Source organism: Serratia sp. BNK-33-b (genome assembly GCF_048684565.1).
GTDB classification, from domain to species: Bacteria; Pseudomonadota; Gammaproteobacteria; order Enterobacterales; family Enterobacteriaceae; genus Serratia; species Serratia marcescens.
The window spans coordinates 4322858-4343186 of record NZ_JBLQTZ010000001.1 but is presented as its reverse complement, the minus strand read 5'-3'; the positions used below and the strand labels follow the sequence as shown (position 1 = coordinate 4343186).

The following is a 20329-nucleotide window of genomic DNA, read 5'->3' as shown; positions in this document are numbered from 1 at the left end:
TCAAATCCCCTTGCGCGCGCAGTAGAAGCCATAGAAGGCGACGTAGGCGAAGCAGACCAGCGGCACTGCGAAGGCGATCTGCATATCGCCGCCGTTGAGATCGGAGATGATGCCCATGATTAATGGCACTACCGCGCCACCGATGATCGACATCACCACGATCGAGCCGGCCACCTGAGTTTCTTCGCCCAGCCCTTTGATCGTCAGGCCAAAGTTGGTTGGCCAGCACAACGCCATACAGAAGTTGACGCCCATGATCGCCACCACCGCCAGCAGGCTTTGAATGTTGATGGCCAGCAGCAACAGCAGCACGCATACCGAACAGAACACGCCGAGCAACCGCGCCGGGCTGAACTTTTTCATCAGCGCGGTGGTGACCACCTTGCCGGCCGAGTAGCAGACCAGCGTGGCCAACAGCCAGTAGGTGGCCGAATGCTCGCTTGCCCCCTGTTCAATCATCTGCACAAAACGAATGGTGAAGCTCCAAAGCCCTACCTGCGCGCCGACATACAGGAACTGCGACAGCACCCCCAATCGGAAGCGCGGCAGCGCCAGCAGGATCTTCAGCGATTGCATCAGCGGCTTGCCCGCTCCCTGATGTGAGCGTTGGGTTTTGCAGGCGGGGAATTTCACCGCCACGAAGATCAGCGCCAGCACGATCAGCACGCTGCCGATGATCAGATAAGGTGTGACTACCTGCGACACCATCTGGGTGCGTGCCGCTTCGGCCGCCGCCGGTGGCATCTGCAGCAGCTCGGCGTGGCTGGGATCGTTTTTGCCGAATACCAGCTGCTGGCCGATCAATACGCCAAAAATGATCCCCAGCGAGTTGAAGATCTGCGAAAAGTTGATGCGCTGGGTGGAGGTTTCCAGCGGCCCCAGCAGGCTGGAGTAGGTATTGGCGGAGGTTTCCAGGAACGACAGCCCGGTGGCGATCACTCCCAGGCAGGCCAGGAAGGCGCCGTAGGTCATGATCTGCGCTGCCGGGATAAACAGGAAACAGCCGAGAGCGTACAGGCACAGGCCGATCACGATCGCCACCTTGTACGAGTAGCGTTTGATCACCGCCGCGGCGGGCAGAGCCATCACGAAGTAGCCGAGGAAGAAGATCGATTGCACCAGCGCGGTTTGGGTATCCGACAGATCGAACCCCTTCTTGAACTGGGCGATCAGGATGTCGTTCAGGTTGCCGGCCATGCCCCACAGGGCGAACAGGCAGCAGACCAGCATCAGCTGCAGCCAGGGCGTGGCGGGCAGATAGGCGCTGCGGTCGATGTTTTCGGCCGCGGCGTGTTGCGCCACGTCGCCTTTGTTAATCAGAGAGTCGCTCATTGCGGTGTTCCTTCATCCGGAGAAAAAGAGAACGAGCTAATAACGTCAAGCTGTTCGTAGAGGGGTTGCGCCTGGCGGTAGAGCTGTTCGAACAGCTCGAAGCAGCGCAGGTAGTGTTCGTGTTGGCGCAGATCGGGGGTAAATTCGCGCTCGATGCTGACGGTGCGGCTCACCCCCTGGGCGAAACTGCTGAACAACCCGACGCCGACCCCGGCGACTATCGCGCAGCCGGTAGTGCCGTTCTCCTGATTGCGCGTTTGCAGTAGCGGCAGGTTGTAGACGGAGGCCTTGATCTGCAGCCACAGCGGGCTACGTGCGCCACCACCCGAAGCGATCATTGCCTCCGGTTCCTGCGCGTGGCGCCTGAGCTGCTGCAGATTACGCAGGGAGGCCAGCGCTACGCCTTCCAGTACCGCGCGGTAGAGGTGCGCCTGCCTATGCTTGCGCTGCAGGCCGAAGAACTGCGCGCGCGAGTTGGTGTGTTCCGCCAGCCGCTCGCCGGTCAGGTAAGGCAGGAACAGCAGCCCTTCGGCACCCGGCGGCACCTCGGCCGCCATATCGAGCATCTGCTGATGGTTGAGTTGGCTGGCGCTCAGCGCCGAACGCGCCCAGCGCATGGCGTCGCCACCGGCATCGAGCAGGGTAAAACCGCCCCAGGCCGAGTTGGCCAGGTGCAGGTTGTTGACGTTGGCAGAGAGCAGCGGGTGTTCCGAGACCACGGTGAGCAGCGTGGAGGTGCCGGTGCTGTCGGAAGCGATGCCGGCCTGATAGACGCCGGAACCGAGCAGGGTAGCGGCCATATCCGCCGTGCCCGCTACCACCGGCACCCCCGGTGGCAGACCGGTAACGCTTGCCGCTGCGGGCGTAATGTGGCCAATCACCTCGCTGGAAAGATGGATGGCGGGTAGCTGATCGGCGCGCAGCCCGAACTGCCGCAGCGCCTCTGGCGACCACTGCAGCGTGGCGCTGTCCATCAGGTAATAGCAGGAGGCTTCGCTGTAGTCGGTGGCGCGTACGCCGCAGAGCCGGAAATTGACGTAATCCTTCGGCATCAACACCGTGGCGATGCGCTCCCACTGCGATGGATGATGCTCGCGCAGCCAGGCCAGCTTGAACGCCGGCCAGGCGGCGGTAGGGGGATTGTTCAACAGTTTCAACCAGAGCTGCGGCGGCTGTTGGTTGCTAAAGCGCGCCACCTGCGGCTGCGCTCGTTTGTCGTTCCACAGCATGGCGCGATCGACGACCAGCTCGCCATCGGCATCGAGCAAGACCGTGCCGTGCATCTGCCCGCAGGCACCGACGGCGGCGATACGCGGCCAGTATTCGGCGTAGCGCGCGTGCAGCTCCTGCGTACACTGGCAGACGCACTGCCACCACAGTGAAGGCGGTTGTTCCGACCAACCGGCTTGCGGCGTGATCTGCTCGTACTCGCGCTGCGCGAAGCCAAGGATTTCCCCGGTGTTGGTGACCAGCCCGGCGCGGGTGCTGCCGGTGCCAATATCAAGGGTAAGAAGTAAATCTTTCATTGTTATCACTCCCGTGGCGGATGGCGCGGGCCACCCGCAGAAGCGTGCGCTGGGATCGCGCAAGATTAGTTATCGTTCAGTTCCGGGAACAGGCCTGGATCCTGTTCGAGCTGCTCCAGCACGCGCTGGGTGGCCGCCGCGCTCATGCCAAAGCGGCGTACGCCCAGCCGAAACAACGCGCGCACCGTGTCCAGATCGCGAATACCGCCGGCCCCTTTGATCTGGATGCGGCCACGCAACTGATCGGCGATGATCGCCACTTTCTCTACCGTGGCGCCGGTCGGTGCCCAGCCGGTGGAGGTTTTCACCCAGGCCATGCCGACCTCGACCGCGATGTCGCACACCCGACGGATCTGTTGCTCGTTCAGATAGTGCGTCTCCAGAATGACTTTGGTCGGCACCGGTGCGGCGGCCTCGACTACCCGGCGCAGATCTTCACGCACGTAGCCGTAATCCCCCGACAGCACCTTACCGATGTTCACCACCATATCGACCTCGCGCGCGCCCTCGGCGATCAGCTGGCGCACCTCCTGCACCTTGAGATCGGTGGTCTGCCCACCGCCGGGAAAGCCGACCGGCCCGCCAATCATCACATCTGCCTGGCCGCGCTCCGGCAGCAGGGTGCTGAGGAAACGCGTCCAGCACGGCAGCACGTGCACCGAGATGATGCGATAGCGGCTGGCCAGCGCGGCGCAGTGACGCACGTCTTCCTCGGTATTAGTGGCCTGCACCGCGCTCAGATCGATCAACCTGGCCATGCGTCTGGTTGTTTCATTCATTGCGTTTATCCTTCTTTTATTTTCATTTGATTTTATTTATTCACCTTATTCTCTTTCATATGGCTTTAAAATCATCACTTGGTGAAATTGTGATCTGTTCTGCGGTTTTGTGGTGAGGGGCGTGAAAGAGCGGGAGGAAGATGCGGTAAACGCCGCAATAAGAGGGTAAACGGGGATTGTGACGCTTTTTTCAACATTTAACTCATTGAATGCCTGATAACTCTTGCGTACCGATCGCGGGAAGGTATAATGCACCCGTTTTCCGCATACTACTTCAGTGCCGAAGTGGCGAAATCGGTAGACGCAGTTGATTCAAAATCAACCGTAGAGATACGTGCCGGTTCGAGTCCGGCCTTCGGCACCATTAAGTACCGCGCGAACAAAAAGCCACCGAGAGGTGGTTTTTTTGTGTCTGGAATCTGCTTTCTGTAACTACCTCGCCCATTTTCACTTTAGATTGACGCATTCCCCATCCCCGTAAAAACCGGATCTTCCTGATGTTTTGCTAATTCCTATCTAATTGATATTGAATATCAAAATTGCGTTTTATTGGGAACTGTTGGATCAAGGCATTCCAGGATGGAGGTAGGGAGCTCGCAGGTATTAATGCGATCTGCGCTGATGAGCACCAGAGAAGAAGACCGCCAATGCCCCAGAGTAAACTTTGTCAGGGCTATCGCGTATGGTGTAAGTGTCAGCACTCCGTTCCGCAGCTGGTTTACTCTTCATATAACAGCTTATAAGCTGTATTGATAATAAAACACCCTATGAGCTGTATTTTGCATTTACAGCCTATAAGGGGGGGCAGTCCAGGCTGAACTATATAACGTCAGCTTCTTTCAACTCCAACTTCACCATCAACTTCTTATTCACCTCTTTCCCATCCACTCCGCTATGAATCCGTCGATGGCAAGTCGGGCAGATAGCACCCACCCACTGCGGGTGATCGGGGCCTTCGTCGGCTAGGCGTTTAGTGTGATGGGGTTCGAGGTAGGGCTCGCCGTTCCTTTTCATGAACGGTGCAGGTTGGTCGCAGGCTTCGCAGGTGCCATTGGCGCGCTTGAGCACGTATTTTTTTACGTCTTCGCTGCGTTTGAACCAGGATTTTTTGCTGTCGCTCTGTTGGCGCTGGCCCGATTGCTTTGAGGACTGCAGTGCCTTCTTGCGTAACTGTTCGAGCGTTTCTGTCTGCGTATCGGCTTCATCGGTGTCTGCATCTTCTTCAACCGCGTGCAGTGATGAGACTTTGAACAGGTTAAAGGTAATGCCTTGGCGCATGTTATTTTCTAAGTCTAAGCACTGAATATGATCCCAAGAGTCGCACTCAAACATGCCAAGATAGCGAACGCCTTTTTCTTTCTTGTTGTCTTCGAACAGGAAGATATCTTTGCCGTCTTTCTTATGATCGCGGATGGATTTATTACCCCGAATAAATTCCATATCGCCTTTTTGGCCTTCCCCCGTATAAGAGAAGCTGCCTTCAGCTGTCCATCCATCTTTATAGCCGTAGGTTTCGCCGCTTTCTCCGGTGAAGATAAAGATTACTGGGAATTCCCGCGGGGTCCAGATACCGCCTTGCAGCTGTCCGCCGTAAAGCTCGATAAGCGCTTTGCGTGTGTACAGTTTGCCTTCGGTTAAATAGTCAAAAGGATGTGGCGTTTCGACGATCTCAAAACCGAGGTCTTTGAGAAATTGGATGGCTTTTTCCGTTCCACTATCGGCATTGATTCCTTTAAACGGATAACCATGCTGCTCACTGTATGCTCTAGCGGCAATGCCGCGGATATCGTACTTCTCGCCATTATAAAGAAGGGTGTATTTTTTTAATCGTTTTATTTCATGTTGTTTTAAGAACGCATCTCGGCCAATTTTTTTATATTCTTCGATCGCTTTTAAAACGGATTCTTTTGAAGATAACGCCTCTATTGCAGTTGCCAAAACCACTCCCTCATATTACCGAGTAGGCTCTGGGCAATGTGCTTGCTGACGAGAGCAGTATGCATCAATACCCAGCAGTTAACTCATCGATTTACCGAATGCGTTAACTATGCCAGGTAGGGGAGGAAATGCCTACCTTGATGAATGCTTTTGTTGTGATATGTCAGCCAGATCTATTGGAAATCGTGGGTGGGAAGGGCGATGAGCATCGCCCTGATTGCCATTTACGTTAGCCGCAGGCTTCCATCTCCCGCAACGCCCGCCCATAAAGGTTACACAGCGCAGGAACCAGATGCGCTGTAGCGTTGAGATAGTGATTCAGCTGTTCCCAGCCTTCAGTGTCCAGCTGTGGGTGCTTTTGCAGTAAATGGCCGAATAGCATCAGGCCGTGGCACAAACCTTCCGCCTGTTCGGCAGAAAGTGCGGCCAGGTCTAAAAGTTCTGAAGGGTTAAAAGCGCTGAGATCGAGGTGGTTAAACAGTTGGCGATAAAGGGTGAGGGTGCTTGTGGTATTTTCGGTGATGGCGACATTTTCCATGTGTCTTTATCCTTAGTGTGTAGTATGCGTACTACCACATGAGACGCTAAACCCATGGTGGTAGCCCAAGCGGAGTTAGCGTTACCGGACACAAAGGAAACCGGCGCTTCTTGCGAAGCCCCCACTTGGGCCACCATAATTCTGGATGTTTAAAGCCCCAACATTATATACATAATGCTGCCTTGTGTAAGTGTTCGGAACGCTAACTCCGGCTGCGGATTTTGCCGCAGCGGAAAAACTATAGCGTTATCAGTAAAAGGAAAAAATAAGCTGTATGGAATTACAGGCTGTTTACTCATGAGGTTGGAATGCATATCGCAGTTATTAAATTTTAATTCAGGCTAATCAGTTAGGATAATTCATTTGCTAAATGAATTATTAAATCTGTGAATTTTGTTGTCACGAAATACGTTGAGGTGAATGAATGTAAAAAGAATGGTTGAATGTTTATCCTGTGTACCTAGGGTGCTATTATCAACCTCTTTGTTAATACTCGCGGTAGTGAGTTTTTTAAAATAATGACAGGGATGCACTACGATGGAAAAGAAAGAGGGGGCTTTAAGGCTATTAACCTCCGGGGAGATCGGCCTTGCGAAGTCGGTATTTGGTGGTTCAATTATTTATGGGAAAGTCTGGGTTCATCACGATAGCTATTTCCCCTTTGGCTTACAAAATCGAAACACTGCGATGTCACCCAATGGTGAGCTGTATTTTAGAGACTGGTACGTGCCCGATTTCTCAAAGGAAGGGTATAGTCATAAACATCTTTTCATCCATGAAATGGTTCATGTTTGGCAATACCAGCGTGGTATGTGGGTTAAGACCCGAGGCCTCTACAGTTGGTTGGCAAATTACAGTTATGAACTGGATGGCTCCAAACTCCTAAAGAACTACGCTATGGAGCAACAGGCTCAGATCGTTGCTGATTATCATTTGTTGACCTCCTCAGGTTATGCTGTTTGGAGAAATCGCTTCGGCAAGGAAGTGACATACAGCGGTAATGACTATGCCGATGTGAGAAAAGTAAAAGAAAAATATGAGAAAGTGTTAGTCGGTTTTCCTTACAAGTAAGAGGATTGATTATGAAGGCGAGACTGTTCTGTGCCGTTGTTGGTGTGACCTTGCTAAGCGCCTGTGTAGGCGATCGTCTCGATCAGCGCTATGCGCCGGATATCCCTATCGCCGCCCATGCTAAAGAGAATGGAGACATCTGTATCTATCCTTCACCAAAGGAAAACGAAAGGCCAGATACGCTCTATCTCAGTGGTGATGCTGATGAGAAATTGATTGAGGTGGGGAATCAGGATCTTAAAAAGGGTATTTGCGTTACGCAGAACGATTACCCGTTTCAGGAAAATCATACCTACAGCATGAGGCTAAATTTTGTGCCGATTGAGAAGCGCAGAAACCTGCAGGATGTTTCCGGCAGGGCCTTTATTGCTCACTTCAAAGTGACAAAGCTCAATGGTGTTTACGAAATTGAAAATATCACACAGGGCAGCAGATAACGCAGAGACAAAATGAAACGGATCTTCCCCCTCGCATTCCCCTTCCTGCTCGCCGGCTGTCCGTCGATAGGCGAGCGTATCCCCGTAGACTATCCCGCTACCGCCGGCCTGCGTGAGGGCAAAGTATGCATCACCGTTCAGCCGCAGGGAGACGAAAAGCTCGCGGGCATCTCGATCTACCGATTGGATGAGGCGCTGAGCCGCACGTTCAAATTCTTCGATCCGCTGCGGGATGTCGCCCCCAATCAGTGCGTCCCTGATGAGGGCTACGTATTTACGCCGGGGCAGCAATACCATTTCTCCGTGAAGCTGGTCTCCCAGAAGAAAGAACAGGCAGGTGAGTTCCCCTCTGCACGTGAATTTGTCGCCGAATTCGTTGTGCAGCAGGAAGGCAATCAACTTAGGTTGGAAGCCCTCCGCACCCCACGCTAACCCCACCGCCCCAACCTACCCCAAATCCTCCCCATTGCTGGCGATCACTTTCTTATACCACCAGAACGATTTCTTGCGGGTGCGGGCGAGGGTGCCGTTGCCCTGGTCGTCGCGGTCGACGTAGACAAAGCCGTAGCGCTTGCTCATTTCGCCGGTCGAGGCGGCCACCAGGTCGATGCAGCCCCAGGTGGTGTAACCCAGTACCGGCACGCCGTCGGCGATGGCGTCGGCCATGGCACGGATGTGTTCGCGCAGGTAACTGATGCGGTAGTCGTCCTCAATCTCGCCTGCGGCATTGAGCTCGTCGTGTGCGCCCAGGCCGTTTTCCACCAGGAACAGCGGCTTTTGGTAGCGGTCGTACATCATGTTCATGGTGATGCGCAGCCCCAGCGGATCGATGCCCCAGCCCCAGTCGCTGCGCGGCACGTGCGGGTTCGCCAGCGATTTCACCACGTTGGCGGCGCTGCTGTTGTTGTCGTTCATGTCGGCGGAGGCGCAGCGCGAGGCGTAGTAGCTGAAGGAGACGAAGTCGACGGTGTGCTTCAGGATGTCGGCGTCTTCCGGCGCCATCGCGATGTTCACGCCTTTCTCGCGGAAGACGCGGGCGGCGTAGGAGGGGTAAGCGCCGCGCGCCTGCACGTCGATAAAGAACAGGTTCTCGCGGTCTTTCTCCAGCGCGGCCCACACGTCTTCCGGCTTGCTGGACCACGGGTAGAAGTTGCCGCCGGCCAGCATGCAGCCCACCTGATTGGCGGTGTTCACTTCGTGGGCGATGCGCGTCGCCAGCGCGCTGGCCACCAGTTCGTGGTGCGCGGCCTGGTATTTCACCTGTTCGGGGTTTTCGTCCGCTTCAAACACCAGCCCGGCGCCGGAGAACGGGCTGTGCAGCAGGATGTTGATCTCGTTGAAGGTGAGCCAGTATTTCACCAGCCCGTCGAAGGCTTCGAAGCAGGTGCGGGCGTAGCGGGTGAAAAATTCCACCATCCTGCGGCTGCGCCAGGAGCCGTATTCGGTCACCAGGTGCATCGGCACGTCGAAATGGCACAGGGTGACCAGCGGCTCGATGCCGTATTGGCGGCACTCTTCGAACAGGCTGCGGTAGAAGGCGATGCCTTCGGGGTTGGGCATCAGCTCGTCGCCGTTGGGGTAGATGCGGCTCCAGGCGATGGAGGTGCGGAACACGGTAAAGCCCATCTCCGCCATCAGCGCGATGTCGTCGCGGTAGCGGTGGTAGAAATCGATGGCGTCGTGGCTGGGGTAAAACTCGTCGTCGCGCAGGTTAAAGCGCTTCTCCAGCCCGAGTTTGACCGCCATGCGGTTGGCGCCGTGCGGGATCATATCGACGGTGGTCAGCCCTTTGCCGCCCTCGCGATAGCCGCCTTCCGCCTGGTTGGCGGCCAAAGCGCCGCCCCATAAAAATCCTTTAGGGAATGTTGAGTCAGACATGCAATCCTCAATACCCGTCATACTTGAAGCTGCATCCGTGTTGGCTGTGTTCACTCACCCGAATCACTTACTTGTGTAAGCTCATCGGGATTCGCTCTCTTGCCGCCTTGATGCCGCTCCAACTATTTAGGGTATAAATATACGTTAATGCGTTGCGCTGGCGGCGTTCGCCGCCGGTGCGGTTTGGCCGGGCGCGGCGGCGTTTTCCGGCAGATCCTCGAAGCCCAGCATCAGCGTGAGCGCGAACGACAGCACCACCGAGAGCGCCATCACCGCCACCACCCACACGATGCTCATCGGGTTGGCCGGATCGAAGAACTGCACGCTGGTGAACAGCCCGGGCGAGGCCATCGAATGGCTGGCCAGCCCGCCGATGCCGGCGACCGCGCCGCAGACGAAGCCGCTGATCAGGCTGGCGATCAGCGGCCGTTTCAGGCGCACCGCCACGCCGTACAGCGCCGGTTCGGAAATCCCCGCCACGATGGCGGAGGCGGCGGCGGCCAGCGCGGTCTGGCGCAGCTCGCGGTTCTTGGTTTTCAGCGCCACCGCCAGCGAAGCGCCGCCCAGCGACAGGTTGGCGCCGATCTCCGAAGGCATCACCATGCCCTCTTTGCCGGTCTCGGCGATGGTCTGGATGATGGTCGGGGTGAACACCCGGTGCATGCCGGTGATCACCAGCAGCGGCCAAATCGCCCCCATGATGGCCACGGAAAGCCAGCCCAGGTAGCCATGCACGGTGTAGACCAGCGCCGAAATGCCGCTGCCGATCCAGATGCCGAGCGGGCCGATAAGCAGAATGGCGATCGGCGCGGCGATCAGCACGATCAGCATTGGCTTGAGGAAGTTCTTGGTCACCGCCGGGGTGATGCGATCCACCCCGCGTTCGATGTGCGACAGGATCCAGGTCATCACCAACGCCGGGATCACCGTGTAGGTGTATTTCACCGCCGTCACCGGGATGAAGGCGAATTCCACCGCCTGGCCCTGCGCCGCCTTGGCCATCAGATCGATAAAGTTGGGATGCACCAGCACCCCGGCGATGGCGATCGCCAATGACATGTTGGTTTTGAACTTCAGCGCCGCCGAGGCGGCGACCATCACCGGCAGGAAGAAGAACGCGCCGTCGCCGATCACGTTGAGGATGACGAGGGTCGAGGAGCCTTTCTCGAATACCCCGGCCATGTCCAGGATCATCGCCAGCAGCTTCACCATCGAGCCGCCGATGATGGCGGGGATCAGGGGCGACATGGTGCCCACCAGCGCGTCGAGAATGCCGGCGCCGATGCCCTTCAGGGTAAGCTGGCGTTTCACCGGGGCGGCGGGGGCCGCCGCGCCCGGCATGCCGAGCGCCAGCACCGCCTGATAGGCCTTGGCCACCTCGTTGCCGATGATCACCTGGCACTGCTCGCCGCTGTGCACCACGCCCAGCACGCCGTCGATGGCCTTCAGCGCCGGCGTGTCGATCCGCGCTTTGTCTTTCACCACGAATCTCAGGCGGGTCATGCAGTGGGTCACGGCCTCGATATTGCCCGCGCCGCCCAGGGCGGCCACGATAGCGTGCGAGATCTCTGCGTAGTTCTTCGGCATGGCGTGTCGTCTCTCAGATAGCAATTCGGATAGCCCAAAGGCGAATATTTACTGCCTGGGCGATCCGTCGTTCCATCCGTATGAAACGCCCATAAGAAACCGGTTTCACAAAATCATGTATTGGTGTTTTGCTGTTGGCAAGAACTATGGTTTTTGGCGTTGCGTTTTCGTGATCTGGATCGTTAGGGGTAAGCGCATACTGATGTGCAGGGGCGTGAAAACGTTCCAAACATCGGGCGTCTTGGGTAGACTGCGCTGAACCCATGGATTTTGGCGGCGCACAGATGGCAACGATACTCGAGGTGGCGAAAAAGGCCGGCGTTTCAAAGGCGACGGTGTCGCGCGTTTTGTCCGGCAGCGGCTATGTCAGCGAGGAGAAACGCGCATTGGTGGATAAAGCCATCGCGGAAACCGGCTATCGGCCCAACCTGCTGGCGCGCAGCCTGGCGACCAACACCACCCAAACCCTCGGCCTGGTGGTCACCAACACCCTCTACAGCGGCAACTATTTCAGCGAACTGATGGCGCAGTCGGCGCGCATCATGGAGGCGAACGGCCGCCAACTGATCCTGGCGGACGGCAAGCACACCGCCGAAGAGGAGCGGGCCGCCATTCAGTTTTTGCTGGATCTGCGCTGCGACGGGGTGATCATCTACCCGCGTTTTCTGTCGATCGCGGAAATGGACGAGATCGTCTCCCAACACCGCCAGCCGATTCTGGTGATCAACCGGCGGCTGCGGCTGAACGACAGCTACTGCATCTTCAGCGATCAGCACGCCGCCGGCGCGGCGGCGGTGGCGCACCTGATCGCGCGCGGGCATCGCGACATCGCCTTTATCACCGGCTCGCTCGATTCCCCTACCGGGCTGGAGCGTCTTTCCGGCTATAAATCCGCGCTGGCGCAGCAGGGCATTGCGGTTAACGAGGCGCTGATCGTCGAAGGGAAATGGCACGCGCAAAGCGGCGTGGCGGCGGTCGATGCGCTGCTGGCCGGCGGGCAGCCGTTCAGCGCCATCGTCGCCGGCAACGACGAAATGGCCATCGGCGCGATGAAGCGGCTGGCGGAGCGCGGCGTGGCGGTGCCGGAGGCGGTATCGGTGATCGGCTTCGACGACATCCCATTGGCACCCTATACCGTGCCGTCGCTGTCGAGCATGAAGATGCCGGTCACCGAGATGATCCAGGAGACCGTCAACCGCCTGCTGTCGATGCTGGACGGCGGCGAGCTCCGCAAGCGCCCCAGCTTCCCGGCCAGCCTGATCGAGCGCGAGTCGGTGGCGGCGGGGCCGTATTGGGGAAAGGCATAATCGCTACCCGTCTTTTTCAGGCGCTACAACGCTTGAACCCGCCTCTTCGACAAAGCAAAAATCCCCAGCGCGCTGCCCAATGCCAGGGCGCTGGCAAGTGCCGTGGATAGCGCGAACTCGCGTGTGTAGGGCAGCAGCAGGCCAACCGCAGAGATGCTGCCCAACAGCAGGCTAAAGAACAGCGCTTTTTTACGATAGGGCGCCTTTAGGTTGAGATAGGCGGCGACGGCGCAGACGATAAGCGTGCCACCGACGACGACCAACAGCGGCAGGATGATGAGCGCCCCGGCGAGGAGATTGGACAGCCCAACGTCCTCCACGCCGGCGTAAGAGACAATAAGAAACATGATGCCGATGGCTAACACCGTGCTCAGTTTGATGACGATATAGGCGCTCGCGCACAGGTTAAGCGCCTTTAATCCTACTATCATCACGTTGTTTGCCATCGTTCATCCTTGAGTTTGCTGGATATGGGCCGTGTTGGCCTGGGGAATGGTTTATCTTACCCCAACCCCCCCAATCCTTCCCCGAATCTCCTCCTCCGGCAGATCCACGCCAATAAATACCAAGGTGCTCTTGCGCTCTTCCTCCGGCAGCCACTCCCGATCCCAGTCGGCGTTATACAGCCGTTGCACGCCCTGGAACAGCAGGCGGCGCGGTTCGTTTTCGATGGACAGAATGCCTTTGTAGCGCAGCAGGTTGTCGGCGTATTCCAGCAGCAGGCCTTCCATTACTTCGGAGATTTGCATCAGCGGCAGCGGGCGCTCCAGCGTCACGACAATTGAGCGGATGTCGCTCTGCGGCTGCGGGATGCGGCGGAACAGCGGGGCGGGCGGCGTCAGGTTGAGTTTGTCGTTCAGCGTAAAGCCTTCGATGTCGAACAGCACGCTCAGATCGATGTCGCCGTGCGTCACCTGGTAGACCGGCGCGCGGGCGTTCATCCGCTGCAGCCGCTGGATCAGCGCCTCGCAGTCCGGCGCCACGTCGGTTTTGGTCAGCAGGAGGCGGTCGGCGTAGCCCACCTGCGCCTGGGCGATGCTGAACTGGCTCAGCTGCTGCTCGGCGTGCGCCGCGTCCACCAGGGTGATGATGCCGTCCAGCAGGAAGCGCTCGCACAGGATCTCGTGCGAGAAAAAGGTCTGGGTAATCGGGCCGGGATCGGCCATGCCGGTGCATTCGATGATCAGCCGGTCGAACGCCAGTTGGCCGCTGTCGACGCCGTCCAGCAGATCCAGCAGCGCGTCCGCCAGTTCGTTGGACTTGCTGCAGCAGATGCAGCCGTTGCTCAAGGTAGTGATGCGGCTGGCGCGATCGCCGATCAGCGCGTCGTCGATCGGCACTTCGCCGAACTCATTCTCGATGACCGCGATTTTATAGCCGTGTTCGGCGTTCAGGATGTGGCGCAGCAGGGTGGTTTTGCCGGCGCCCAAAAAGCCGGTCAGGATGGTGACTGCAATGGGTTTCATACGGATCCTTGTGACTGCGGGTTAACAGCAGCGCATGCCGCCTTTGCCGTCGCCGCCGTAGCGCGCTTGCTGGCGCTCGCGGAAAAATTCTTTATAGGTCATCACCGGCTTGTCCGGGTGGTTGTCTTTCATGTGCTGGACGTAGGTATCGTAGTCAGGCACGCCCACCAACATGCGCGCCGCCTGCCCGAGGTACTTCCCCGCCTGGCCGAGATTTCCGAACATAGTTTCTTACTCCCAAATACCCTGCTTACCCTTCGTCTTTCGAACCGCAGCGGTGTTGGCTGCACTCCCGAACCCCAGTCACTTACTTGAGTAAGCTCCTGGGGATTAATGAGCCTCATCCCTGAGGCTCACCCTTTGGGCCAGCGTAAACGCTGTTCAAATCGGTTCCCTACCGATTTGTCGCTCACTTGCCGCCTTGCTGCGGCCCGAAATCCTTTGGGTACCGGTTAGCTTTCATGTCGGTACTGCATAACTGATTTCATTATGCAGGGTATCCGTTAAATCACATCAATGCTGGGTCGAAACTTTGACCTCCCCCTCAGTTACGCCGTCGGCGGGCGCGGCCTGCGGCACCGGCACGTAAGGCGTTTCCTGGTCGGTGCGTTTCGGATTCTTGTGCGCCGCCATCGCGGTTTTCACGCCGTAGAAGATGATGCTGTACACCACCAGCAGGAACAGAATGCTCAGCCCGGCGTTGGTGTAGTTGTTCACCACGATGTGGTTCATGTTGGCGATCTGCTGGGCGCTCAGCTCGGCGCCGCCCTCGGCGATCTTGCGTTTGTATTCGCCGGCCAGGAAGAAGAAGCCTTCCAGCTGTGGGTTGTCGCTGAACAGCTTCAGGCCCAGCGCGTAGGTGGTGCAGATCAGCAGCCACACCGCCGGCAGCACGGTCACCCAGATGTATTGGGTGCGCTTCATTTTAATCAGCACCACGGTGCCCAGCACCAGCGCCACGGCGGCCAGCATCTGGTTGGAGATGCCGAACAGCGGCCACAGGCTCTTCACGCCGCCGAGCGGATCCACCACGCCCTGATACAGCAGGTAGCCCCACAGCCCGACGCAGCCGGCGGTGCCGATGATGCCGGCCACCAGCGAGTCGGTTTTCTTCAGGAACGGCACGAAGTTGCCCAGCAGATCCTGCAGCATAAAGCGGCCGGAGCGGGTGCCGGCGTCCAGCGCGGTCAGGATGAACAGCGCCTCGAACAGAATGCCGAAGTGATACCAGAAGCCCATGTTGGCGCCCGGAATGATCTGGTGGAACACGTGGGCGATGCCCACCGCCAGCGTTGGCGCGCCACCGGCGCGGTTCAGCACCGAAGGTTCGCCGATGTCGGTGGCGGTCTGCAGGATCTGTTCCGGGCTGATGACGAAGCCCCAGGAGCTGACCGCCGCCGCTGCGTGCACGGTCACGTCCTTCAGCGAAGCCATGATCATCGGCGCGTCTTCGGTGCCCAGGCGGTGCAGATCCGGCATGGTGATGCCCAGCGCCGCCGGCGGGGTGTTCATGGCGAAGTACAGGCCCGGCTCGATGATGGAAGCCGCCACCAGCGCCATGATGGCGACGAAGGACTCCATCAGCATCGCGCCGTAGCCGATAAAGCGCGCGTCGGTCTCATTGGCCAACAGCTTCGGCGTGGTGCCGGAGGCGATCAGCGCATGGAAGCCGGAGACCGCGCCGCAGGCGATGGTGATGAACAGGAACGGGAACAGGGTGCCTTTCCACACCGGGCCGGTGCCGTCGACGAACTGGGTCACCGCCGGCATTTTCAGCTCAGGGTTGAGGATCACGATGCCGATCGCCAGTCCGACGATCACGCCGATTTTCAGGAAGGTGGCCAGGTAGTCGCGCGGCGCCAGGATCAGCCACACCGGCAGCAGGGCGGAGACAAAGGCGTAGCCGATCAGCGTGAAGGTGATGGTGGTGTCTTTAAAGGTCAGCGCCGGGCCCCAGTACGGGTCGTGCGCCACCACGCCGCCGAACCAGATGGCGGCCACCAGCAGCACGATGCCGATGACTGACACTTCACCCACGCGGCCGGGGCGCAGGTAGCGCATGTAGATGCCCATAAACAGCGCGATCGGCACGGTGGAGCAGACGGTGAACACGCCCCACGGGCTTTCCGCCAGCGCTTTCACCACGATCAGCGCCAGCACCGCCAGGATGATGATCATGATCAGGAAGCAGCCGAACAGCGCGATGGTCCCTGGTATCGGCCCCATCTCTTTTTTGATGATCTCACCGAGCGAGGCGCCGTTGCGGCGCGAGGAGATGAACAGCACCATAAAGTCCTGTACCGCCCCCGCCAGCACCACGCCGCCCAGCAGCCACAGCGTGCCGGGCAGGTAGCCGACCTGCGCGGCCAGCACCGGCCCCACCAGCGGCCCGGCGCCGGCGATGGCGGCGAAGTGGTGGCCGAACAGCACGTTCTTGTTGGTCGGCACGTAGTTGAGGCCATCGTTGTTGACCACCGCCGGGGTGGCGCGGCCGGCGTCCAGCTTCATCACCTTGGTGGCGATGTACAGGCTGTAGTAGCGGTAGGCCACCAGATACACCGCCACCGAAGCGACGACGATCCACAGCGCGCTGATGTGTTCGCCGCGGCGCAGCGCCACCACGCCGAGGCAGGCTGCGCCGAGTATCCCCAGCAGCATCCACGGAATGTGCTTTAAAATCCCCTCTCGTTTCATGAGGTATCCTTAATTCCAGTCTGCAAAATATGAATGAACTCATCCGCTTGTAAGAGATGTCAGAGTGGCGCGGCGAGCCGTAGCGTCTTTCCCGAGGTAAGGCGGGTTTAGGAACAGCTCATCATCGCCGGGGGTAAGGGGGGAAGACAGGCGTATTTCGCTCAGCGGTCAGATCCGCCGGGTGAACGGTTGGATTGGCGGGGTGAGCGGTTTGCTGCATAACCAACAGCCGCCCGCCAGCCGCTGTTGCCAATGCAGCACCCGCTTTAACCCGCCGGCTTTAAACCTTCGGTTTTTCAGCCGGATGCCTTAACGCGGCGGTTGGCACGCATTCTGCTATCGGATTTATAACCAAAACAAGGTTTTCAATATTTGTAAATCGATAATGGTTATATGCGTGCCGCATCGCGGCGCCAACGAGCAGAGGGAGAGAAGCATGTCAGCAGCAAACCACTCGCAGCAGCCTATTCAGTTCGCCTACTGGGTGCCGAACGTCTCCGGCGGTCTGGTGATCAGCAACATCCCGCAGCGCACCGGTTGGGACATCGGCTACAACCGCAAGCTGGCGCAGATTGCCGAGCGCGCCGGTTTCGACTACGCGCTCACCCAGATCCGTTTCACCGCCGGTTACGGCGCCGACAACCAGCACGAGTCGGTGTCGTTTTCGCAGGCGCTGCTGGATTCCACCGAGAAGCTGAAGGTGATCGCCGCGCTGCTGCCGGGGCCGTGGAACCCCACGCTGGCGGCCAAGCAGATCGCCACCATCAGCCATCTTTCCAACGCGCGCATCGCGGTCAATATCGTCAGCGGCTGGTTCCGCGGCGAGTTCAAGGCCATCGGCGAGCCGTGGCTGGACCACGAAGAGCGCTACCTGCGTTCGGAAGAGTTTATCCGTTGCCTGCGCGGCATCTGGGCCGAGCCCAGCTTCAGCTTCGCCGGCGATTTTTATCGCTATCGCGACTACTCGCTGAAGCCCAAGCCGCTGGATCCGCTGCCGGAGATCTTCCAGGGCGGCAGCTCGCGGGCGGCGCGCGACATGGCGGCGCGGGTTTCGGACTGGTATTTCACCAACGGCAATAGCGTGGAGGGCATTCGCCAGCAGGTGGACGATCTGCAGACCAAGGCCAGGGCCAACCAGCACCGGGTCAAGGTGGGAGTGAACGGCTTCGTCATTGCCCGCGATACCGAGCAGGAAGCGCAGGCGGTGCTGCAGGAGATTATCGATCACGCCAACCCGGAGGCGGTGCAAGGATTCGGCCACGAGGTGAAGAACGCCGGGGCGGCTTCGCCGGAGGGTGAGGGCAACTGGGCCAAATCCTCGTTTGAGGATCTGGTGCAGTACAACGACGGCTTTAAAACCAACCTGATCGGCACGCCGCAGCAGATCGCCGAGCGCATCATCGCGCTGAAAGACGCCGGGGTGGATCTGATGCTGTTGGCGTTCCTGCACTTCCAGGAAGAGGTGGCGTTCTTCGGCCGCGAGGTGATCCCGCTGGTGCGCGAACTGGAGCGCCAGCGGGCGGCGGCCTGAGTTCAGTAAACCTGCCTGGCGTTGATGCCGGCGGGGAAAATGCCGGTGGCGAAAATATGCCCGTTGGCCTGGATCTGGTCGTCGGGCAGCATCTCCAGCAGGAACTCGCCTGACAGGCAGCTGAGAAAGGCGTTGCGATCGTCCGTGGTGGTAAAGCCGATCAGATCGTAGAACAGCAGCGAAGCGATCAGCTGGCGATGTTCCGGGATGCGCCGCAGCAGCGCCGCCGACGGGAACGGCAGGTGGAAGAAGAACGCGCAGGCATTCAGCAGCCCCTGCTCCTTCAACGCCTGGGCGCAGGGCAGCAACTGGTAGTCGTCGATACAGACGATGTCGCCCGGGCACAGGTGCTCGCAGGCGATATCGGCGAAACGGCAGTTCAGCTGCCGGTAAGCGCGGTAGTTTTCCGGCGTGAAGTGCGCCTTCTCCGGCTGGTTGTGGAACACCGGCCACAGGCCGCCGTGGTAGTAGCCCTGATAGTGGCGGCGAAACTCCTCGATCGACAGCGGGAAGGTCACCTGATCGTAACCGGCGCGTTGGCGGCAACTGATCGGGCGCTGCGCGAAATTCTGCACGTCGCCGTTCCAGCCGAGCCACAGCCCCGGTTCGGCGTCGGCCGCCAGCGTCCGGCCGGCGCAGGCCAGATCCTTGCCGTCGCACTGTTTGTTGGAAATCAGCACCAAACGAGACATCGGGCTCTCCTTATCAGTGCAGGGCGCGCGGGGCGTGCGCCGCGCAGTCGGCGCGCCAGGGCGCTTGCAGCACGGGCAGCGTGACGCGCAGGCCGCGCAATGTCGGATGCGCCAGGCAGCAGCGCGTCAGCCAGCTTCCCAGCCCGACGCCGCGGTATTCGGCGCTGACGAACAGCTCGCTCACCGAGGCGAAGGTGGCGTAATCGGTCACCATACGGGCGAAGCCGAGCTGGTGGCGTTTGCGGTACAGGCCAAAGCACAGGCCGTGGCGCGCCAGGCGCTCCGCCGCCGCCCGATCCGGCAGGCTGAGGAAACGCTGGATCGCCTCGATATCCAATAACTGCCGATCGGTGCTGATATGAAAAACGCCTTTGCGCCAGCAGAGCAGCGGCTGTACGGGGGCCAATTGCGGTTGCATGTTCATGATTATCCTTAGGTTAACGAATCAGTGGACGGTTACAGCATCCAGCCGAGTTCGGCGGCGGTGACCTGTTCCTCGAAGCGGCGCAGTTCGGCGCTTTTGCAGGTGTGCCACAGGGTGCAGAACGCCGGGCCGAGCAGCTCGCGCAGCGGATCGCTGTGGCGGAACAGCGCCAGCGCCTCCTGCTGGCCGAGCGGCAAGGGGGCGGCGTTGTCGCTTTCGCAGCCGTTGGCGGCGGGCGGCAGCGGCAGCGGGTGTTCCAGCCCGTGCAGCAGGCCGCCGAGCATCACCGCCAGCGCCAGATAGGGGTTGGCGTCGGCGCCGGCCAGTCGGTATTCGATACGCTGATTGGCGCTGTCGGCGCAGGGCAGGCGCAGCGCCACCGTGCGATTGTTGTGGCCCCAGGAGGCGCGCAGCGGCACGTGCATGCCAGGGCGGAAGCGGCGAAACGCGTTGATGTTGGGCGCCAGGATCGCCATCGACGCCGGCATCAGCGCCAGCATGCCCGCCATCGCCTGCTGCATGTTGTCGCTCAGTTCGCCCGGCGCGCCGGTCAGCAGGTTCTCGCCGTGCTCGTTCTGCAGGCTGATGTGAAAGTGCAGCCCGCTGCCGGCGGCATGGGCGCAGGGTTTGGCCATAAAGCAGGCGTGCTGGTGATGCTGCTCGGCAATCTGCCGCGTCAGGCGTTTCAGCGCCATGATCTGGTCGCAGGCTTCCAGCACGCGCCGGCTGTGATGCAGGTTCAGCTCGTACTGGCCGGAGGCGGCTTCGGCCACCACGCCGGGCACCGGCAGGCACAAGCGGTCCGGCTCGCCCGCCCGCTGCCCCAGCCCGCTCTCTTCAGTCACCTGGCCGTGGAGATCCAGGGCGTAAATCGACAGCGGGAAGTAGCAGCCTTTTTCGAGGCCAAAGGCTTCGGCGATCGGCAGGCGCTTGCCGCGCAGCTGGCCGTTCAGATCGTGCAGATAAATATCCAGCTGTTCGGTATCCGGATAGCGCTGCAGATAGTGCTCCAGCTCTTTGTGGAAGGCGCGCGTCGGCGAAGCGGGCAGCTCCGCCAGCAGGGGATTGAAGCCGATGATATTAGCATGCATGGCGTGCTCCAGAACGAAGACCGGTCACGGCCAGAGGC

Annotated in this window: 20 protein-coding genes and 1 tRNA gene; 6 read left to right on the top strand and 15 right to left on the bottom strand. The window is 59.4% G+C overall.

Annotated elements, in window-relative coordinates:
• The 3 genes from fucP to deoC all read right to left on the bottom strand — a co-directional run bounded on the left by fucP (position 1) and on the right by deoC (position 3637).
• Positions 1-1332 carry an L-fucose:H+ symporter permease gene (gene fucP, locus ACMGGK_RS20990; RefSeq protein WP_176063747.1) on the bottom strand — a complete coding sequence of 444 codons (1332 nt, stop codon included), beginning with the start codon at positions 1330-1332 and terminating at the stop codon, positions 1-3.
• Entirely contained in the window at positions 1329-2858 is a 1530-nt protein-coding gene (locus tag ACMGGK_RS20985) for a xylulokinase (protein WP_206195126.1), read from the bottom strand. The genes fucP and ACMGGK_RS20985 overlap by 4 nt, the downstream gene beginning before the upstream one ends.
• A gap of 65 nt (positions 2859-2923) precedes the next feature.
• On the bottom strand, positions 2924-3637 hold the full coding sequence (gene deoC, locus ACMGGK_RS20980) for a deoxyribose-phosphate aldolase (protein ID WP_337055618.1): 714 nt from the start codon (positions 3635-3637) through the stop codon (positions 2924-2926).
• 279 nt (positions 3638-3916) lie between these two features.
• On the opposite strand from deoC, the gene ACMGGK_RS20975 reads away from it, so the two are divergent.
• Positions 3917-4001, top strand: a tRNA-Leu gene (locus ACMGGK_RS20975).
• Positions 4002-4456: 455 nt separating this feature from the next.
• On the opposite strand, the gene ACMGGK_RS20970 is transcribed toward ACMGGK_RS20975, so the two are convergent.
• The 3 genes from ACMGGK_RS20970 to ACMGGK_RS20960 all read right to left on the bottom strand — a co-directional run bounded on the left by ACMGGK_RS20970 (position 4457) and on the right by ACMGGK_RS20960 (position 6250).
• Positions 4457-5581, bottom strand: coding sequence for an HNH endonuclease (locus tag ACMGGK_RS20970; protein ID WP_254900154.1), 1125 nt, complete (start codon positions 5579-5581; stop codon positions 4457-4459).
• Between the two features lie 223 nt (positions 5582-5804).
• Positions 5805-6113 (bottom strand): hypothetical protein, encoded by a 309-nt coding sequence (locus ACMGGK_RS20965; protein WP_176063741.1) that lies wholly within the window; start codon positions 6111-6113, stop codon positions 5805-5807.
• Entirely contained in the window at positions 6008-6250 is a 243-nt protein-coding gene (locus ACMGGK_RS20960; RefSeq protein WP_254900153.1) for an ash family protein, read from the bottom strand. Before ACMGGK_RS20960 ends, ACMGGK_RS20965 begins: the two co-directional genes overlap by 106 nt.
• A 400-nt stretch (positions 6251-6650) precedes the next feature.
• On the opposite strand from ACMGGK_RS20960, the gene ACMGGK_RS20955 reads away from it, so the two are divergent.
• From ACMGGK_RS20955 to ACMGGK_RS20945, 3 genes are read left to right on the top strand one after another with little or no spacing between them, the layout of a single operon-like run.
• Entirely contained in the window at positions 6651-7184 is a 534-nt protein-coding gene (locus tag ACMGGK_RS20955) for a hypothetical protein (protein ID WP_060430802.1), read from the top strand.
• Between the two features lie 11 nt (positions 7185-7195).
• The gene (locus tag ACMGGK_RS20950) at positions 7196-7621 is read left to right on the top strand and encodes a putative T6SS immunity periplasmic lipoprotein (protein ID WP_176063740.1); all 426 of its coding nucleotides are present in this window, start codon (positions 7196-7198) and stop codon (positions 7619-7621) included.
• Between the two features lie 12 nt (positions 7622-7633).
• Positions 7634-8053 (top strand): putative T6SS immunity periplasmic lipoprotein, encoded by a 420-nt coding sequence (locus ACMGGK_RS20945; RefSeq protein ID WP_176063738.1) that lies wholly within the window; start codon positions 7634-7636, stop codon positions 8051-8053.
• Between the two features lie 15 nt (positions 8054-8068).
• On the opposite strand, the gene ACMGGK_RS20940 is transcribed toward ACMGGK_RS20945, so the two are convergent.
• Both ACMGGK_RS20940 and ascF read right to left on the bottom strand, forming a co-directional pair.
• Positions 8069-9499 (bottom strand): 6-phospho-beta-glucosidase, encoded by a 1431-nt coding sequence (locus ACMGGK_RS20940; RefSeq protein ID WP_420277174.1) that lies wholly within the window; start codon positions 9497-9499, stop codon positions 8069-8071.
• A gap of 144 nt (positions 9500-9643) precedes the next feature.
• Positions 9644-11086 (bottom strand): PTS cellobiose/arbutin/salicin transporter subunit IIBC, encoded by a 1443-nt coding sequence (gene ascF, locus ACMGGK_RS20935; RefSeq protein WP_049232400.1) that lies wholly within the window; start codon positions 11084-11086, stop codon positions 9644-9646.
• Positions 11087-11370: 284 nt separating this feature from the next.
• Between ascF and ACMGGK_RS20930 the strand changes: the two genes are divergently transcribed.
• On the top strand, positions 11371-12393 hold the full coding sequence (locus tag ACMGGK_RS20930; RefSeq protein ID WP_193843244.1) for a LacI family DNA-binding transcriptional regulator: 1023 nt from the start codon (positions 11371-11373) through the stop codon (positions 12391-12393).
• 23 nt (positions 12394-12416) lie between these two features.
• Here the strand turns inward: ACMGGK_RS20930 and ACMGGK_RS20925 are convergent, their stop codons facing one another.
• From ACMGGK_RS20925 to ACMGGK_RS20910, 4 genes are all read right to left on the bottom strand, one after another.
• A complete protein-coding gene (locus ACMGGK_RS20925; RefSeq protein WP_049300776.1) occupies positions 12417-12839 on the bottom strand; it encodes a hypothetical protein in 423 nt (140 codons plus the stop codon).
• Positions 12840-12890: 51 nt separating this feature from the next.
• Entirely contained in the window at positions 12891-13859 is a 969-nt protein-coding gene (gene yjiA / locus ACMGGK_RS20920) for a GTPase (protein ID WP_143779211.1), read from the bottom strand.
• A gap of 21 nt (positions 13860-13880) precedes the next feature.
• Positions 13881-14084, bottom strand: a complete 204-nt coding sequence (locus tag ACMGGK_RS20915) for a YbdD/YjiX family protein (RefSeq protein WP_004953088.1) — start codon at positions 14082-14084, stop codon at positions 13881-13883.
• A gap of 288 nt (positions 14085-14372) precedes the next feature.
• Positions 14373-16553 (bottom strand): carbon starvation CstA family protein, encoded by a 2181-nt coding sequence (locus tag ACMGGK_RS20910; RefSeq protein WP_154747166.1) that lies wholly within the window; start codon positions 16551-16553, stop codon positions 14373-14375.
• Between the two features lie 436 nt (positions 16554-16989).
• Between ACMGGK_RS20910 and sfnG the strand changes: the two genes are divergently transcribed.
• A complete protein-coding gene (sfnG, locus tag ACMGGK_RS20905) occupies positions 16990-18084 on the top strand; it encodes a dimethylsulfone monooxygenase SfnG (RefSeq protein ID WP_004933309.1) in 1095 nt (364 codons plus the stop codon).
• 2 nt (positions 18085-18086) lie between these two features.
• Here the strand turns inward: sfnG and ACMGGK_RS20900 are convergent, their stop codons facing one another.
• From ACMGGK_RS20900 to ACMGGK_RS20890, 3 genes are read right to left on the bottom strand one after another with little or no spacing between them, the layout of a single operon-like run.
• Entirely contained in the window at positions 18087-18776 is a 690-nt protein-coding gene (locus ACMGGK_RS20900) for a trehalose-6-phosphate synthase (protein ID WP_420277173.1), read from the bottom strand.
• A 13-nt stretch (positions 18777-18789) separates the two neighbouring features.
• On the bottom strand, positions 18790-19194 hold the full coding sequence (locus ACMGGK_RS20895) for a GNAT family N-acetyltransferase (protein WP_228988487.1): 405 nt from the start codon (positions 19192-19194) through the stop codon (positions 18790-18792).
• A 38-nt stretch (positions 19195-19232) separates the two neighbouring features.
• Positions 19233-20291: a hypothetical protein gene (locus ACMGGK_RS20890; RefSeq protein ID WP_420277172.1), complete on the bottom strand. Its 1059-nt coding sequence runs from the start codon at positions 20289-20291 to the stop codon at positions 19233-19235.
• Positions 20292-20329 lie beyond the last annotated feature (38 nt).

Bases quoted from the DNA above. Each gene is read 5' to 3' on its own strand.
- yjiA (WP_143779211.1), bottom strand. From the start codon at position 13,859: ATGAAACCCATTGCAGTCACCATCCTGACCGGCTTTTTGGGCGCCGGC.
- fucP (WP_176063747.1), bottom strand. From the start codon at position 1,332: ATGAGCGACTCTCTGATTAACAAAGGCGACGTGGCGCAACACGCCGCG.
- ACMGGK_RS20940 (WP_420277174.1), bottom strand. From the start codon at position 9,499: ATGTCTGACTCAACATTCCCTAAAGGATTTTTATGGGGCGGCGCTTTG.
- ACMGGK_RS20950 (WP_176063740.1), top strand. From the start codon at position 7,196: ATGAAGGCGAGACTGTTCTGTGCCGTTGTTGGTGTGACCTTGCTAAGC.
- ACMGGK_RS20915 (WP_004953088.1), bottom strand. From the start codon at position 14,084: ATGTTCGGAAATCTCGGCCAGGCGGGGAAGTACCTCGGGCAGGCGGCG.
- ACMGGK_RS20900 (WP_420277173.1), bottom strand. From the start codon at position 18,776: ATGTCTCGTTTGGTGCTGATTTCCAACAAACAGTGCGACGGCAAGGAT.
- sfnG (WP_004933309.1), top strand. From the start codon at position 16,990: ATGTCAGCAGCAAACCACTCGCAGCAGCCTATTCAGTTCGCCTACTGG.
- ACMGGK_RS20925 (WP_049300776.1), bottom strand. From the start codon at position 12,839: ATGGCAAACAACGTGATGATAGTAGGATTAAAGGCGCTTAACCTGTGC.
- ACMGGK_RS20985 (WP_206195126.1), bottom strand. From the start codon at position 2,858: ATGAAAGATTTACTTCTTACCCTTGATATTGGCACCGGCAGCACCCGC.
- ACMGGK_RS20890 (WP_420277172.1), bottom strand. From the start codon at position 20,291: ATGCATGCTAATATCATCGGCTTCAATCCCCTGCTGGCGGAGCTGCCC.
- ACMGGK_RS20955 (WP_060430802.1), top strand. From the start codon at position 6,651: ATGGAAAAGAAAGAGGGGGCTTTAAGGCTATTAACCTCCGGGGAGATC.
- ACMGGK_RS20910 (WP_154747166.1), bottom strand. From the start codon at position 16,553: ATGAAACGAGAGGGGATTTTAAAGCACATTCCGTGGATGCTGCTGGGG.
- ascF (WP_049232400.1), bottom strand. From the start codon at position 11,086: ATGCCGAAGAACTACGCAGAGATCTCGCACGCTATCGTGGCCGCCCTG.
- ACMGGK_RS20945 (WP_176063738.1), top strand. From the start codon at position 7,634: ATGAAACGGATCTTCCCCCTCGCATTCCCCTTCCTGCTCGCCGGCTGT.
- ACMGGK_RS20895 (WP_228988487.1), bottom strand. From the start codon at position 19,194: ATGCAACCGCAATTGGCCCCCGTACAGCCGCTGCTCTGCTGGCGCAAA.
- ACMGGK_RS20930 (WP_193843244.1), top strand. From the start codon at position 11,371: ATGGCAACGATACTCGAGGTGGCGAAAAAGGCCGGCGTTTCAAAGGCG.
- ACMGGK_RS20960 (WP_254900153.1), bottom strand. From the start codon at position 6,250: ATGGTGGCCCAAGTGGGGGCTTCGCAAGAAGCGCCGGTTTCCTTTGTG.
- ACMGGK_RS20965 (WP_176063741.1), bottom strand. From the start codon at position 6,113: ATGGAAAATGTCGCCATCACCGAAAATACCACAAGCACCCTCACCCTT.
- deoC (WP_337055618.1), bottom strand. From the start codon at position 3,637: ATGAATGAAACAACCAGACGCATGGCCAGGTTGATCGATCTGAGCGCG.